Annotated in this window: 16 protein-coding genes; 9 read left to right on the forward strand and 7 right to left on the reverse strand. The window is 66.0% G+C overall.

Features of this window, described 5'->3' with window-relative positions; translation table 11 throughout:
• Window positions 1-34 precede the first annotated feature (34 nt).
• The gene (locus C8J45_RS10410; RefSeq protein ID WP_107963161.1) at window positions 35-715 is read right to left on the reverse strand and encodes a tRNA (guanosine(46)-N(7))-methyltransferase TrmB; all 681 of its coding nucleotides are present in this window, start codon (window positions 713-715) and stop codon (window positions 35-37) included.
• A 65-nt stretch (window positions 716-780) separates the two neighbouring features.
• Between C8J45_RS10410 and C8J45_RS10415 the strand changes: the two genes are divergently transcribed.
• The 4 genes from C8J45_RS10415 to C8J45_RS10430 all read left to right on the forward strand — a co-directional run bounded on the left by C8J45_RS10415 (window position 781) and on the right by C8J45_RS10430 (window position 3912).
• Window positions 781-1605 carry a formate/nitrite transporter family protein gene (locus C8J45_RS10415; RefSeq protein ID WP_107963162.1) on the forward strand — a complete coding sequence of 275 codons (825 nt, stop codon included), beginning with the start codon at window positions 781-783 and terminating at the stop codon, window positions 1603-1605.
• Window positions 1605-2234 carry a phosphatase PAP2 family protein gene (locus C8J45_RS10420; protein WP_107963163.1) on the forward strand — a complete coding sequence of 210 codons (630 nt, stop codon included), beginning with the start codon at window positions 1605-1607 and terminating at the stop codon, window positions 2232-2234. The genes C8J45_RS10415 and C8J45_RS10420 overlap by 1 nt, the downstream gene beginning before the upstream one ends.
• Window positions 2235-2377: 143 nt before the next feature.
• Window positions 2378-2662, forward strand: a complete 285-nt coding sequence (locus C8J45_RS10425) for a lipoprotein (RefSeq protein WP_107963164.1) — start codon at window positions 2378-2380, stop codon at window positions 2660-2662.
• 149 nt (window positions 2663-2811) lie between these two features.
• Window positions 2812-3912: an AI-2E family transporter gene (locus tag C8J45_RS10430; RefSeq protein ID WP_107963165.1), complete on the forward strand. Its 1101-nt coding sequence runs from the start codon at window positions 2812-2814 to the stop codon at window positions 3910-3912.
• Window positions 3913-4220: 308 nt separating this feature from the next.
• Here the strand turns inward: C8J45_RS10430 and metK are convergent, their stop codons facing one another.
• Both metK and lnt read right to left on the reverse strand, forming a co-directional pair.
• Entirely contained in the window at window positions 4221-5438 is a 1218-nt protein-coding gene (gene metK / locus C8J45_RS10435; protein ID WP_107963296.1) for a methionine adenosyltransferase, read from the reverse strand.
• A gap of 72 nt (window positions 5439-5510) precedes the next feature.
• Window positions 5511-7043 carry an apolipoprotein N-acyltransferase gene (lnt, locus tag C8J45_RS10440; protein WP_181321189.1) on the reverse strand — a complete coding sequence of 511 codons (1533 nt, stop codon included), beginning with the start codon at window positions 7041-7043 and terminating at the stop codon, window positions 5511-5513.
• Between the two features lie 380 nt (window positions 7044-7423).
• On the opposite strand from lnt, the gene C8J45_RS10445 reads away from it, so the two are divergent.
• Together C8J45_RS10445 and C8J45_RS10450 are read left to right on the forward strand one after the other, a co-directional pair.
• Window positions 7424-7843 carry a VOC family protein gene (locus tag C8J45_RS10445; protein WP_107963167.1) on the forward strand — a complete coding sequence of 140 codons (420 nt, stop codon included), beginning with the start codon at window positions 7424-7426 and terminating at the stop codon, window positions 7841-7843.
• 9 nt (window positions 7844-7852) lie between these two features.
• Window positions 7853-8155: a polyhydroxyalkanoic acid system family protein gene (locus C8J45_RS10450; protein ID WP_056051730.1), complete on the forward strand. Its 303-nt coding sequence runs from the start codon at window positions 7853-7855 to the stop codon at window positions 8153-8155.
• 11 nt (window positions 8156-8166) lie between these two features.
• On the opposite strand, the gene C8J45_RS10455 is transcribed toward C8J45_RS10450, so the two are convergent.
• From C8J45_RS10455 to pyk, 4 genes are all read right to left on the reverse strand, one after another.
• Window positions 8167-8685, reverse strand: coding sequence for a biliverdin-producing heme oxygenase (locus tag C8J45_RS10455; protein WP_107963168.1), 519 nt, complete (start codon window positions 8683-8685; stop codon window positions 8167-8169).
• The gene (locus C8J45_RS10460; RefSeq protein ID WP_107963169.1) at window positions 8682-8870 is read right to left on the reverse strand and encodes a YbdD/YjiX family protein; all 189 of its coding nucleotides are present in this window, start codon (window positions 8868-8870) and stop codon (window positions 8682-8684) included. Before C8J45_RS10460 ends, C8J45_RS10455 begins: the two co-directional genes overlap by 4 nt.
• Window positions 8867-10921 (reverse strand): carbon starvation CstA family protein, encoded by a 2055-nt coding sequence (locus C8J45_RS10465; RefSeq protein WP_107963170.1) that lies wholly within the window; start codon window positions 10919-10921, stop codon window positions 8867-8869. Before C8J45_RS10465 ends, C8J45_RS10460 begins: the two co-directional genes overlap by 4 nt.
• Before the next feature lie 599 nt (window positions 10922-11520).
• Window positions 11521-12984 (reverse strand): pyruvate kinase, encoded by a 1464-nt coding sequence (gene pyk / locus C8J45_RS10470; protein WP_107963171.1) that lies wholly within the window; start codon window positions 12982-12984, stop codon window positions 11521-11523.
• Between the two features lie 79 nt (window positions 12985-13063).
• Here pyk and C8J45_RS10475 point away from each other — a divergent pair, with 79 nt between their 5' ends.
• From C8J45_RS10475 to C8J45_RS10485, 3 genes are all read left to right on the forward strand, one after another.
• On the forward strand, window positions 13064-13384 hold the full coding sequence (locus C8J45_RS10475; protein ID WP_107963172.1) for a DUF1244 domain-containing protein: 321 nt from the start codon (window positions 13064-13066) through the stop codon (window positions 13382-13384).
• Window positions 13385-13565: 181 nt separating this feature from the next.
• The gene (locus tag C8J45_RS10480) at window positions 13566-13808 is read left to right on the forward strand and encodes a DUF2312 domain-containing protein (protein ID WP_197942503.1); all 243 of its coding nucleotides are present in this window, start codon (window positions 13566-13568) and stop codon (window positions 13806-13808) included.
• Window positions 13809-13897: 89 nt separating this feature from the next.
• The gene (locus tag C8J45_RS10485; RefSeq protein ID WP_107963173.1) at window positions 13898-14182 is read left to right on the forward strand and encodes a DUF1294 domain-containing protein; all 285 of its coding nucleotides are present in this window, start codon (window positions 13898-13900) and stop codon (window positions 14180-14182) included.
• Window positions 14183-14221: the final 39 nt, after the last annotated feature.

The raw sequence follows: 14221 nt of genomic DNA on the forward strand, positions 1-14221 counted from the left end.
CGATACCAAGATCAATGGCTTTCCCGGTATCCGGTCATATCCGAATATACCGGTAATACCAGACCTCATGCCCCTGCCGCCGCGCCTTGCGCTCGTACCGCGTCTCGGGCCAGTCGTCGGGGCGGGTCAGGAAGTCGTGCGGGGTGTTTGCCTGCCATTCGAAATCGCGGCGGGCGTTCATGATCATCATCGACCAGCGGCAATAGGTCGGATCGTCGGTGCCGAGCCGGAATTCCGCGCCGGGCTTCAGCTTGGCGGCGATCGTGTCGAGCGGACCGTGGTTGACCATGCGGCGCTTCGCATGGCGTGCCTTTCGCCATGGATCGGGATGCAGCAGGTACAGCCGGTCGAGGCTGGCGTCGGGCAGGCGCTCGATCACTTCCAGCGCATCGCCCATGTGGAGGCGGACGTTGGTCAGTTCGCCGTCGCGGATGTGTGCCAGCGCGCCGACGACGCCGTTGAGAAACGGCTCGCAGCCGATGAAGCCGACGTCCGGGTTCATCGCGGCCTGTCCCGCCAGATGCTCGCCCGCGCCGAAGCCGATCTCGACGTGGAGCGGGCGGTTGTCGCCGAACAACGTCATCGCATCGATCGGCCCTTCCTCGGGCACCGACAGGTCGGCGAGCGTTTCCTCGACGAGCGCGGCCTGGCCGAGACGCAGCTTGTGGCCCTGGCGACGGCCATAGAGGCGGCGGATAACAGAAGGATCGTTCATCGCCGCGCGCTCTAGCGGGCGATTGCGCCGGAGCAAAGCATGACGCGAACCGTTACACGCTCGTAATGGTCGATGATGCATCCAAACCGCCCGGCGAAGACGTTGAGGACCTCAAGGCCGCCGATGCGCAGGACCTGCACAAGGCCGTGCGCGAGGCGGGCGAGGAAGAGCTCGACCGTCCGCTATCGTCGCTGTTCTTTTCCGGGCTTGCTGCGGGCATGGCGATATCGAGTTCGCTGATTACCGAAGGCGCGCTGCATCAGGCGCTGCCCGACACGCCATGGCGGACGATCGTCGTGTCGCTCGGCTATCCGATCGGTTTTCTGGTCGTCATCCTCGGGCGGATGCAGCTGTTCACCGAGAGTACGATCAGTGCGATGCTGCCGCTGGTGACGAAGCCGTCGAGCTGGGCGCTGAAGCGGACGCTGCGACTGTGGGGCGTTGTGCTTGTGGCAAATCTGATCGGGACGGCGATTACCGGCGGCGCGATCGCGGCAGAGGTGCTCGGCAGCAGCGAGTTGCGCGGCGCGATGATCGAGGTGTCGATGCGGATCACCGAGCTGTCGGCCTGGGCGACGTTCGTCAACGCGATCCCCGCCGGGTTCATGATCGCGATCCTCGCCTGGTCGCTGCCCAACGCGCGGCAGCAGGCGTTCCTGGTGATCTTCGCGATCACCTATGTCGTCGCGCTCGGCGGGTTCAGCCATTCGATCGTCGGCTCGGACGAGGCGTTCCTGCTGCTGTTCTCCGGCCATGTCGGCGTCTGGCAGGCGTTGGTCGAATTGATACTGCCCGCGGTGCTCGGCAACTTGCTGGGCGGTGCGGGGTTGTTCGCCTTGCTCGCGCATGCACAGGTGCGCGGCGAGATGGACGGGCAGGGCGAGACGTGATGGGCAAGACCAAGGACGCCGCAAAGGCCGTCGAAAAGGTGGACCGCGAGGCGACGTACAAGGCCGCCGAGCACCGCGACGAACCGCTGGTCAAGGCGACCGGGTTCCTCGCCGAGATCGGCGACCAGCCGCAACTCGTTGCGACGTCGATCGGCACCGTCGTGATCGGCCTGATCGCACGCAGGCCGGAGGTGATCCGCGGCGGCGTGCGCATGCTGGCGGCACACGCGGCGGCAACCTTCGTCAAGTCGGCGATCAAGGCGTCGATCGATCGTACGCGTCCCGAAAAGGCGATCGAGGACGGCAAGGCGCGGTTCGAACCGGGCAACAGCGACGATCACGAGCAGACGTCGTTCCCCTCCGGTCACACCGCGGGCGCGGTTGCGGTCGCGCGTGCCGCGTCGCGCGACATCACCGGTGCGGGTGGTCCGGCGGCGTTGATTTCCGGCGCGGTCGCGGCGGCGCAACCGGTGAACGGGAAGCATTATCTGTCCGATCTGGTCGTCGGTGCGGCAGTCGGATGGATCGCCGAAGCGCTTGTCAGCGCGGTGTTCGACCGGGTCGCGCCCGTGGTCGAGACGGCGGTGGCGAACACGGCACCGTTGCTGATCGAGCACGCCAAAGCCTGAACGCCGATGGAGCGGCACGGTGTTACCCGACGAACACACTCGCCGGTGAAACCGAAGATTTGTGAAGCTACGGAAAGAGATAGCGGAACCGTTACGCCCGCGTGACGGTTGCCACCGCATCGTAACCAGAACGGACTATCCCCATGAAGAAGCTTTCCATCGCCGTCACGCTCGCCGCCATGGCCGTCTCGCTCGCAGCATGCGGCGGCAAGGGGGATGACAAGCTCGGCAGCCAGGTCGAGAAGGCCGCGGACAACCGCGCCGACGCGCTCGAGGCGACTGCCGACAATCTCGAAGACCAGGCCGAGGCCGTCCGTGACAACGCCGAGCACCAGTCGGATGCGATCGACGATGCCGACGTGAACGCGCAGGCGATGCCGCAGGCGCAGAAGGATGCACTGATCAACGGCAGCGAGAAGCTGCGCTGATCTTCTAGGCGCTCCACCAGCGCCGGCGTCTTGACCGCCTTCCGGTACGCACCGGGGGGCGGTTTTGACGTTCTGAAACGAACCGGCTCGACCGGCCAGTACGACGATACGAATACGACGACACCAATACGACGATAGGGGACACGGCAATGATCGACAGGCGTCGACTGGAAACGGGGGGCTTCATCACCTTCCTGGTGGCGATCACGATCGCGTTGTGCGTGGTCGTGTCGTCGTTCGCGGCGGCGTTGCTGTGGAGTGCGTTGGCGGCGATCCTGTTCCAATCGCTCTATCAGTGGTTGCTCAAGCGCTGGCCCGACCGTCGCAATCTGGCGGCCGCGCTGACGTTGTTGATCATCTTCGTCGCGGTGATCGTGCCGACCTTGTTCATCGGCAGCCTGATGATCGACCAGTCCGCCTCGGTCTACGCCAAGCTGCAGAGCGGCCAGATCAACTTCGGCGCGTATTTTCAGCAGATCCACGATGCGCTGCCGAACCGGATTCAGGGTGCGCTCGACAAGGCCGGGCTCAACAGCTTCGAGCAGGCGCAGTCGCGCGTGTCGACCATTCTCGGCAACAGCGTCCGCTCGATCGCGGGGCAAGCGCTGTCGATCGGCCGTAACGCAGCCGCGTTCCTGCTGTCGTTCGGCGTCGGGCTGTACGTGACGTTCTTCCTGCTTCGCGACGGTGACAAGGTGGGACCTGCGATCCGTCGCGCACTGCCGTTCGAGCATTCGGTGGCGGCGAAGCTGGTCGACAAGTTCGTCGCGGTGGTGCGCGCGACGATCAAGGGATCGGTGATCGTCGGGCTCGTCCAGGGTGCACTGGGCGGCCTGACCTTCTGGATCGTCGGCGTACCGGCGGCTTTGCTCTGGGGTTTGCTGATGGCACTCACGTCGCTGCTGCCCGCGCTCGGGCCTGCGATCGTCTGGGTGCCGGTCGCGGTATACCTGCTGGCGACGGGCGCGATATGGCAGGGTGTGGTCGTGATCGTCTCGGGCGTGGTGGTGATCGGCCTGGCCGACAACATCCTGCGGCCGATCCTGGTCGGGCGCGATACCGGGATTCCGGATTATATCGTGCTGGTGACGACATTGGGCGGGATCGAAATCGTCGGGCTCAGCGGCATCGTTGTTGGCCCGCTGGTTGCTGCGCTGTTTCTGACGGCGTGGCAGATTCTCACTGAGCAGCGGCATGCGCAAGTGGGTGAGCACGCACCCAATCCTTCGCGCCCCGTTCGTCCGGAGTAGCCGCTGAGCCTGTCGAAGCGGCGTACCGAAGGATCGGCGTTCGTGACCCGTGCGTTGATACGAGTCGCCCTATACCCCCTCTCCCCTCGGGGAGAGGGAGGGGCCCGCACGGCGAAGCCGGGTGGGAGGGTGAGGGGGAGTGAGGCTCGGACCCTCTCCCCAACGCCCCTCACCCTTCCGTCGGCAAGCGGCTCCTCCCTCCCTCTCCCCAGTGGGGAGAGGGACTCGAAACTTCGCTCCAAAATACAAAAAAGCCTCCTGCGGACTGGTCCGCGGGAGGCTTTTTTACATCACCAAATGCGTTGCTATCAGGCGACGGCAGCCTTCAGCGCGTCGACCAGGTCGGTCTTTTCCCAGGTGAACGTGTCACCCTCGGGCTCGCGACCGAAGTGACCGTACGCCGCCGTTTTCTTGTAGATCGGCGCGTTGAGCTTGAGGTGCTCGCGGATGCCCTTGGGCGTCAGGCGAACGAGCTTCGGCAGGACCGCCTCGAGCTTGGCTTCGTCGACCGTACCGGTGCCATGCGTGTCGACATACACCGACAGCGGCTCGGCGATGCCGATCGCGTAGCTCAGCTGGATCGTGCAGCGACGCGCAAGGCCGGCCGCAACGACGTTCTTCGCCAGATAGCGCGCGACATACGCGGCCGAACGATCGACCTTCGTCGGATCCTTGCCCGAGAACGCACCGCCGCCATGCGGGGCAGCGCCGCCGTAGGTGTCGACGATGATCTTGCGCCCGGTCACACCGGCGTCGCCATCGGGGCCGCCGATCTCAAACTGGCCGGTCGGGTTGATGTAGATCGCGGTCTCGTCGGTGATGAAGCCGTCGGGCAGCACGTCCTGGAACACGCCCATGACGTAGTCGCGCAGCACCGCGTACTTGGCGGCATCGGCGTTGTCGCCCTTTTCGCAATAGCCCGGTGCATGCTGCGTCGAGACCACCAGCGCGGTCGCGCCGACCGGCACTTCGTTCTCGTACGACAACGTGACCTGGCTCTTCGCGTCGGGCTCGAGGAACGGCGCGGCGCCCGAGTGACGATCTTCGGCCATCTTGGCGAGGATCTTGTGGCTGTAATACAGCGTCGCGGGCATCAGGCCGGGGGTCTCGTCGGTCGCATAGCCGAACATGATGCCCTGGTCGCCGGCGCCTTCGTCCTTGTTGCCGCTCTCGTCGACGCCCATCGCGATGTGCGCGGACTGGCCGTGGAGGTTGTTCTCAAAGCGGAACGTCTCCCAGTGGAAGCCCGACTGCTCATAGCCGATTTCCTTGACGGTGTTGCGGACAGCCGCCTCGATCTCGTCGAGGACGCCATCGGCCCACTGGTCGTTCTCGTAGATACCCTTGCCGCGGATTTCACCGGCGAGGACGACGAGCTGCGTGGTCGTCAGCGTCTCGCAGGCGATCCGCGCCTGCGGGTCCTTGGCGAGGAACAGGTCGACGATCGTGTCGCTGATCTGGTCGGCGACCTTGTCGGGATGGCCTTCGGAGACCGATTCGGAGGTGAACAGGAAAGACTTGCGCATGAGGGCCTCTTCGTCATGCCCGCCGGCGAACTGCCGATAGAGCGTCATATAAGGAAAGCTTTATATGACCTTCTAACGCTGGCGACGGCGCAGGGCAACCGCGCTTGCAAGCATCAATCCGGCGACGATCGCGGCCATTGCATTGCCGACGCGCGAGAACAGCGTGGGCGGGAGCGCGGACGGCATCGGCTGCTCGATCGCGCCCGCCGTCTCATGCGGCACGGTCGCGACGAGGCGGCCATCGGCGGCGATGATCGCTGAGATGCCCGTGGGGGTCGCGCGGACGATCGGCAGCCCTTCCTCGATCGCACGCATCCGAGCTTGGGCGAGATGTTGCGGCGGGCCCCATTTGCCGAACCACGCGTCGCTCGACGGGTTGAAGATCAGGCGCGGGCGGTGGGTCGGGTCGACCGTGTGACCGGAGAAGATGATCTCGTAGCAGATCTGCATGCCGATCGAACCGAAGCCGGGGAAGGTCAGATTGGCCGGCCCCTTGCCCGAGGTGAAGTCGATGTCGCCGGGCACCAGGCGCGCGAGACCGAGCGGTTTGAGCAGCCACGGGAGCGGCAGATATTCACCGAACGGCACCAGATGCGCCTTGTCGTAACGGCTGCGCAACCGGGCCTGCGAGTCCAGCGCGAACACCGAATTGGCGGCACCCGATATGCGGTCCTGGCTGTCGAACTCGAGCGCGGTGCCGCCCGTGAGGAGAATGTCCTCGGGGCCCAGCAGGCGTGCGATACGACGGCGAAGATAGAGCGGGCTCGACCAGCCATAGGCGTAGAACGGATAGCCATCCTCGAGATAGTCGCGAACGACGCCCTCGGGCCAGACCACGAGACGCGGGGTGGTGCCGCCCTGGCCGGAGAGCTTTTCGAGCGCGGAAAGCACGCGTTCGCCGTCGGATTCGTTGCGGTCTTCCTGGCCGATATCGGGCTGGACCACGCGGACCAGAGGCGTGCCGGGGGCGGGGGGCGGTGCGTTGGTCCAGAGTGCTGAAAGCGCCGCGATGCTCAGCACGGGGATCGCAATTGCCGGCAGTGTCCAACGCCGCGCGGCTAGCATCAGCAGCGCCCCTGCGGCGAGGATCGTCACGCCGGACAGCGCGTAGGTGCCGATCCAGGCGGACAGCCGCGCGATGCCGATCGCGGGGAGCCAGACGACGCTCAGCGGATCCCAGGCATAGCCCGTGAACAGCGTCGCGCGGAGCCATTCGGTGGCGATCCAGGCCGCGGCGAAGATCAGCACGAACGTCGCGTCGGGCGTGCCGGGGCGACGTGAGGTCCGCCAGGCCAATCCTGCGGCGAGCATCGGGAACAGCGCGAGATACAGCGCCAGGCCGACCGCGGCGAAATAGCCGAGCACCGGCGGCATCGCATCCTGGAAGTCGAACGCGTGCTTGAACCAGTTGTTGTTGACGGTGAAATGCCCGACCCCGAACACCCACCCGCGCCAGAGTGCACCGCGCAGGGTCGGCGCGTCGTGGACGAGCTTCATCCACAGCGCGAAGGCGACGAGAGTCAGCGGCCAGAGGTCGAGCGGGGCGAACCCGGTCGCGGCAAGCGCGCCGAGGACGAGGCAGGCGAGGGCAGGGTAACGGTTCACGCTCGCGCTATGGCGTGGCGGGGAAGGGGGGGCAATGTTTTCGGTCTGATGGGGGGGCTGCATGAAGAGCGGGTTCGCTACTTCTTCTACCACCCCGGCGAAGGCCGGGGCCCAATTGGAAAGGTGGTCGTAACGGAGCGCTCCCCTGCATTAGCTACGTCCCCCAATTGGGCCCCGGCCTTTGCCGGGGTGGTGCGATATGGTTGGGTGAGGTGTGCCCTTCCCACCTTGTTTCCCCGCGAAGGCGGGGACCCAGACTGGGCTCCCGCCTTTGCGGGAGAACAAGGTTTTGGGCTCATCTCCTGTTATTGCGGTGGTTCAAAACTCCCACGCAATCCGCTGGGTCGACGAACCCACCGCCACGACCTATTCTTCCTCGCATGACCCTACGCCCCTTCCACCTAGCCTTCCCCGTCCACGACCTGACCGCCGCACGCGCCTTCTACGGCGCCACGCTCGGCTGTCGCGAAGGGCGTTCCAGCGACCAGTGGATCGACTTCGACCTGTTCGGCCACCAGATCGTCGCGCACCTCGACCCCTCGGCCAAACCCGTCGCGGTCGAGAACGCGGTCGATGGCCATGCCGTCCCGGTCCCGCATTTCGGCGTCGTGCTGACGATGGACGATTGGACCGCATTGTCCGAACGCGTCACCGCCGCCGGGGTCCAGTTCGGGATCGCGCCGTACATCCGCTTCAAGGGCGAGCCCGGCGAGCAGGCGACGATGTTCTTTCTCGATCCCAGCGGCAACGCACTCGAGTTCAAGGCGTTCGCCAACGACGACATGATTTTCGCGACTTAAGGAATAGACATGGGCACTCCCATCACCGTCGACGTACCCCATCAGCTCGGCAAGGCGGCGGTTCGCGCGCGGCTCGATGGCAGCATCGACAAGATCGGCGCGAACATTCCCGGCGGCTCGGTGACCGATCACCGCTGGGACGGCGACACGCTGCATTTCACCGTCAAGGCGATGGGGCAGACGATTGCCAGCGCGGTCACCGTGTTCGAGACCAACGTCCACGCGGTCGTCGACCTTCCCGGTATCCTAGGGTTGTTCGCGAGCAAGGTGCAGGACATGATCCGCAAGGAAGCGCCGAAACTCCTGCGCTGAGATCAGGGAGATCAGGCCGTCGCGCGCCGATACAGGTCGAACGCCGCCTTGGCGCCGACGATGGCCTGCTCGACCCAGGCATCGTCGGCGTTCTCCCCGTCGATCGCGGTCAGCAACGCGCGCCACTCGCCCGACAGATGTTTCGCGCCGAGATACGCCGACGGCATCCTTTCGGGGACCGACCGCGACAGCATGACACCACCGAGCCGCGACCCTTCGACCACATACATCGCACCCCATCCGGCGGCAGCGCTCGCCGGGACGTCGAACGCCATCGGCGCGGGCATGTCTTCGCCCAGCGCGGCGAGGTCCGCGGCGAGCTCTGTCCCGCGCGACCGAACCGTCGCCAGCCCCGGAATCGCGGCCAGCCAAGCCTCAACCGCGGGCAAGGCCTTCGCGTGCGCGATCAGGAACGCCCGGTAGTCATCCGCATCGGCCAGGTCGTAGCGTCCGAACCCTGCATCGACCGCGTCGTGATCCGCTGCCGTCGCGCTCCGCAATCGCGCAACGGTGGAAACCCCATCGGTCAACAGCAGCGCCCCCCGCCCTTGCTGCCGTATCGCGCCTCCTGCCGATCGCGGAAGAACGTGCGCTCGTCCATCGGCGCGTGGTCGGGATGCCGCTCGGCCATGTGCTGGCAATAGGCAGCGTAGGACGGCACGCCGACCATCAGCAACGCGGTCTCGCGCACCTTCGCGTAGAGCGCGCGGATCATTCTGCGGCGACCAGCTGAGGCGGGACTTCGGTCACCGTCGGCCGGTCGATCTTCAGCGCTGCCAGACACGTGCGGATGCCGAAGAAGACGATCGACAGCACCACCGCCAGGAACAGCGCGCACAGCCCGGCATCGATCCGGTCGTTGAGCACGATCCGCTGCATCTCCGCCATCGTCTTGGCGGGCGCGAGCAGTTCACCCCGCGCCGCCGCTCCTGAGAACTTCGACGCGTGCGCGAGGAAGCCGACCTTCGGATCGCTCGCGAACAGCTTCATTAGTCCGGCGGTGATCGTGCACAGGCACAGCCACGCGGCGGGCAGGATCGTCACCCACGCGTAGCGCTGGCGCTTCATCCGGAACAGCACGACTGTGGCCAGCACGAGCGCGACCGCCGCGAGCATCTGGTTCGAGATGCCGAACAGCGGCCACAAGGTGTTCACGCCGCCAAGCGGATCGGTAACGCCTTGGTACAAGAAGAAGCCCCAGGCGATCACACAGAGCGCGGTCGCGATCAGCCCGGGCACGATCGCCGAGGCGTTACGGAACGATGGCACCGCGAGCCCGATCAAATCCTGCAGCATGAACCGCCCGGCACGCGTGCCCGCATCGACCGCGGTAAGGATGAACAAGGCCTCGAACAGGATCGCGAAGTGATACCAGAACGCCTTCATCGCCTGCCCGCCGACGAGGTGGCTGAAGATCTCCGACATCGCCACCGCCAGCGTCGGTGCGCCGCCCGTGCGGCTGACTATCGTGGTCTCGCCGACGTCCTTCGCGGTCTGTGCGAGCGTCTCCGGCGTGATCGGGAAACCCATTGCCGTCACCGCAGTTGCAGCGGAGGCAAAGTCAGTGCCGACCACCGCCGCCGGGCTGTTCATCGCGAAATAGACGCCGGGATCGAGGATCGACGCACCGACCAGCGCCATGATCGCGACGAAGCTCTCCATCAGCATCGCGCCGTAGCCGATGAACTGCGCGTCGCCTTCGCTGGCGATGAGCTTCGGTGTCGTGCCGCTGGCGATCAGCGCGTGGAAGCCCGACACCGCGCCGCACGCGATCGTGATGAACAGGAACGGGAAGAGCCCGCCCGACCAGACCGGGCCGCTGCCGTCGATGAACGGGGTGAGCGCGGGCATCTTGAGCGGCGGCGCGACGACCGCGATGCCGATCGCGAGCGCGACGATCGCGCCGATCTTGAGGAAGGTCGACAGGTAATCGCGCGGCGCGAGCAACAGCCACACCGGCAGGACGGAGGCTACCGCGCCGTAGCCGACCATCAGCACGCACAACTGCACCGGGGTCAGCGTGAACAGCGGCGCGAGCGTCGGCGAGGCGGCGACGGTGCCGCCATAGACGATCGCGGCGAGGAGCCCGATGACGCCGAGAACGGAGACCTCGCCGACCTTTCCGGGCCGGATCCAGCGCGTGTAGATGCCCATCAGGAAGGCGAGCGGGATGGTCGCGGCGACGGTGAACAGCCCCCACGGACTCCCGGCGAGCGCGCGCACCACGATCAGCGCTAGGACGGCGAGGATGATGACCATGATCGCGAACGCACCGATCAGCGCGATCACGCCGGGGACTGCGCCCATTTCCATGCGGATCAGCTCGCCGAGCGACCGCCCGTCGCGGCGCATCGAGATGAACAGGATCATGAAGTCCTGCACCGCACCCGCGAGCACGACGCCGGCGAGGATCCAGAGCGTGCCGGGGAGATAGCCCATCTGCGCGGCGAGCACCGGGCCGACGAGTGGGCCTGCGCCCGCGATGGCTGCGAAATGGTGGCCGAACAGGACGTTGCGATCGGTCGCGACGTAGTCGAGGCCGTCCGCGCGGCGCAGCGCCGGGGTCTGGCGACTTGGGTCGAGTTGCATCACATGCCGCGCGATATATCGCGCGTAGAACCGGTAGGCGATCAGCTGGACCGACACGGCCGCGGTGACGATCCACAGCGCGTTGACATGCTCGCCGCGCTCGAACGCGACGACGGCAAGCGCGCAGGCTGCGAGGAGCGCAAGGGCGCCCCAACCGATCTTCTCGCGTAATGTCATTGCGTTCGCCCTCCCGCGGTCCGTTACGCGCGGCATCGCGTATTCAGGCGCGGAGCGCTAGCCTAGATTAGCTCGTACACCCGCCCCACAGCTCCACCCCGGCGAAGGCCGGGGCCCAATTGGAAGGGTCGTCGTAACGCAGTGAGAGCTTCACCGTTACCGTTCCCCAATTGGGCCCCGGCCTTCGCCGGAGTGGTGGCTTGGTTGGATAAAGGTGGCGCTCCCCGGTCAACGGGGCTCGATCTGAGCAGGCGGCATGCAAAACGCAGTTCAACCCCATCCCGTCACCCCGGCGGAGGCCGGGGCCCACCGTCCCGCATCCTCCACGGGCCGCGAGCATGCGGAATGGTGGATGCCGGAACGAGCCCGGCATGACGAGGAAGGGGTGGCGCTCTTTGGTATTCAACTTGAACATTGTGCGGGTGCGAGGAAGACACGATCTGCGCCGAGCCGCTCCCCCGCGGAGGCGGAGGCCCGGCTGAATACCGTAGCGCGAGATACCCTGGCCCCCCGCCTTCGCGGGGGAACAGTTTGGGCGAGCGCTTCCCTTCATCGTTAGGGTGAGCGCCGCCGTGTCCGAATCAACCCGCCCCGCAAACTCAAACCTGCGAGTGGTGGCCCTCCAACTCATCGCCGACGATGCGCACCACGTGCAGCACGTTGGTCGACCCAGGCGTCCGGAACGGCACGCCCGCGAGCACGATCACTCGGTCGCCGGCCTTCGCCATCCCATGCCGCAACGCCATCCGCTTCGACTTGGCCACCATGTCCTCGAACGACTCGACGTCGCGCGTATGCACGGCATGCGTCCCCCACAGCAGCCCCAGGCGCCGTGCGGTCTCATCGCTCGGCGTCAGCACCAGCAGCGGCACCGACGGCCGCTCGCGCGCGATCCGGCGGGCGGTCGAGCCCGAGGTGGTGAAGCAGATGATCGCCACCGCCGACACCGTCGCGGCGATGTTCTTCGCCGCCTCGGCCAGCGCATCCGCGGTCGTCGGATCGGGCTTCATCACGGTGAAGTGCATGCGGTCGCCATGCTCGGGATCGGCCTCGACCGACACGCCGATCGCATCCATCATCGCCACCGATTCGACCGGCCATGCGCCTGCCGCGCTCTCCGCCGACAGCATGATCGCGTCGGCACCGTCATACACCGCGGTGGCGACGTCCGACACTTCCGCCCGCGTAGGGGAGGGCGACGTGATCATCGATTCGAGCATCTGCGTCGCGACTACCACCGGTCGGCCCATCCGGCGCGAGACCTCGACGATGCGCTTCTGCAGCGGCGGCACCTGCTGCGGCGGCAGTTCGACACCGAGATCGCCACGCGCGACCATCACGCCGTCGCACGCCTCGACGATCTCCTCGAGCCGTTCGATCGCCGCCGGCTTCTCGATCTTCGCCATCAGAGCCGCCTTGCCGCCGATCAGTTTCCGCGCTTCCCACAGATCCTCGGGACGCTGGACGAACGACAGCGCGATCCAGTCGACGCCCTGGTCGACCGCGAAGTCGAGATCGCTGCGATCTTTCTCGGTCAGCGCGGCCATCGGCAGCACCACGTCGGGGACGTTCAGACCCTTGCTGTTCGACAACGCGCCGCCGACCTCGACCCGCGTCGTGATCTCGCGCGGGCTATGCGAAACGACGCGAAGGACGAGCTTGCCGTCGTCAAGCAGCAGGCGGGCGCCCGGCTCGATCGCCGCGAAGATCTCGTCGTGTGGCAGTTCCACCCGCGTCGCGTCGCCCGGCGTCGGGTCGCGATCGAGCACGAACATCGAGCCGGTTTCGAGCACCGTGCGGCCGCCATCGAACTTGCCGACGCGCAGCTTCGGCCCCTGCAGATCGGCGAGGATGGTCGAGGGGCGGCCAAATTCCTTCTCCAGCGCGCGAATCGCCTGGATCACGGCGATCTTCGATTGCTGGTCGCCGTGGCTCATATTGATCCGGAACGCGTCTGCGCCCGTGCGGAAGAGCGTCGCGATCATCTCGGGGGTGCTGCTGGCAGGGCCGAGCGTCGCGAGGATGCGGACTTTCCGCGAACGGGGGGCGATGGCCATTGTCATGCGTGCGTTTCCTGGGGGAGGTCTTTGCCGCGACGGGCCTTAAACCCTATCTCCGCGGGATCAACCACGGAGCATACGAATGAATCCCGAAAGCGACTCGCTTGCCACACTCGACGATGCCGTAGCGGCGCAGGCCTTTCGTCGCCTGATCCGCCACCTCCGACACCGCGAGGACGCGCAGAACGTCGACCTGATGGGCCTAGCCGGTTTCTGCCGCAACTGCCTGTCGGACTGGGTCGAAGAGGCCGGCGGCATGTCGAAGGATGCGGCGCGGGAAACGGTGTACGGGATGCCGTACGCGGAGTGGAAGGCGCACCACCAGGGCGACGCGAGCCCCGAGCAGCTTGAACGTATGAAGGCGAGCGTCGCGAAGAACGCGCCCAAAAACGGGGCCGTCTGATTCAGGCGATTGAGCCTAACACGGTAAACGCCTAGACGCAGGCCCGCACCCAATTCGGCATGATTCAGGACGTCTCCGGACGGCGATCACCGGTGCGGGCTTGTATCTTGATTGGCTTTTGACCGGCGCGTGGGCGCTGGCGAGTGGGGAATTTTCGATGTCTGACGAACGGCAACACGGCATGGGCGGCGGCGCGGTCGCAGCGGATGAACTGCGCCTGCTGATCGAGCGCGCCGAGCGTCTCGAAGAAGAGAAGAAAGGTATCTCGGACGACATCAAGGACGTGATGGCCGAAGCCAAGGGGCGCGGGTACGACCCCAAGGCGATCCGCAAGATCCTGTCGATCCGGAAGAAGAAGAAGGAAGAATATCAGGAGGAGGAAGCGATCCTCGAGGTGTATCTCCAGGCGTTGGGGATGATCTGAGGATTTCTGATCTCGCGCGGTGCCTCCCCCGACATGGTGTCGGGTCGCTAGGGGGCACCGCGTTAACCCGCTCGATGTACCGGTAGAGAATGTTTCTCCCGATCTTCGCGGCGTTCGTCCTGTTCCTGATCATCAACGCGATTACCGTCGCCGCGTTCGCGATCGACAAGCGGCGATCGTCGACAGGTGCCTGGCGCATTCCGGAGTCCCGCTTGCTATGGTTCGCGGCGCTTGGCGGTAGCCCCGGTGCGTTCTGGGCGCGGGGGCGATACCGGCACAAGACACGGAAGCAACCGTTCGTTGGCCGGCTCCAGCTGATCGCGATGGTACAAGTTGGCGTCGTTGCAGGTCTCGTCATCGCTTTCGCAATGTAGGTTCGACGACTTGCACCGTCATTGTCGCAACTGACGCTT

The sequence above is a fragment of the Sphingomonas sp. PP-CE-3G-477 genome (assembly GCF_003050745.1).
Taxonomy (GTDB): domain Bacteria; phylum Pseudomonadota; class Alphaproteobacteria; order Sphingomonadales; family Sphingomonadaceae; genus Sphingomonas.

Coding starts and splice junctions, on each gene's coding strand:
- metK (WP_107963296.1), bottom strand. CDS start 5,438: ATGCGCAAGTCTTTCCTGTTCACCTCCGAATCGGTCTCCGAAGGCCAT.
- C8J45_RS10445 (WP_107963167.1), top strand. CDS start 7,424: ATGACCCTACGCCCCTTCCACCTAGCCTTCCCCGTCCACGACCTGACC.
- C8J45_RS10485 (WP_107963173.1), top strand. CDS start 13,898: ATGTTTCTCCCGATCTTCGCGGCGTTCGTCCTGTTCCTGATCATCAAC.
- C8J45_RS10480 (WP_197942503.1), top strand. CDS start 13,566: ATGGGCGGCGGCGCGGTCGCAGCGGATGAACTGCGCCTGCTGATCGAG.
- C8J45_RS10415 (WP_107963162.1), top strand. CDS start 781: ATGGTCGATGATGCATCCAAACCGCCCGGCGAAGACGTTGAGGACCTC.
- pyk (WP_107963171.1), bottom strand. CDS start 12,984: ATGACAATGGCCATCGCCCCCCGTTCGCGGAAAGTCCGCATCCTCGCG.
- C8J45_RS10450 (WP_056051730.1), top strand. CDS start 7,853: ATGGGCACTCCCATCACCGTCGACGTACCCCATCAGCTCGGCAAGGCG.
- C8J45_RS10475 (WP_107963172.1), top strand. CDS start 13,064: ATGAATCCCGAAAGCGACTCGCTTGCCACACTCGACGATGCCGTAGCG.
- C8J45_RS10410 (WP_107963161.1), bottom strand. CDS start 715: ATGAACGATCCTTCTGTTATCCGCCGCCTCTATGGCCGTCGCCAGGGC.
- C8J45_RS10430 (WP_107963165.1), top strand. CDS start 2,812: ATGATCGACAGGCGTCGACTGGAAACGGGGGGCTTCATCACCTTCCTG.
- C8J45_RS10465 (WP_107963170.1), bottom strand. CDS start 10,921: ATGACATTACGCGAGAAGATCGGTTGGGGCGCCCTTGCGCTCCTCGCA.
- C8J45_RS10420 (WP_107963163.1), top strand. CDS start 1,605: ATGGGCAAGACCAAGGACGCCGCAAAGGCCGTCGAAAAGGTGGACCGC.
- C8J45_RS10460 (WP_107963169.1), bottom strand. CDS start 8,870: ATGATCCGCGCGCTCTACGCGAAGGTGCGCGAGACCGCGTTGCTGATG.
- C8J45_RS10425 (WP_107963164.1), top strand. CDS start 2,378: ATGAAGAAGCTTTCCATCGCCGTCACGCTCGCCGCCATGGCCGTCTCG.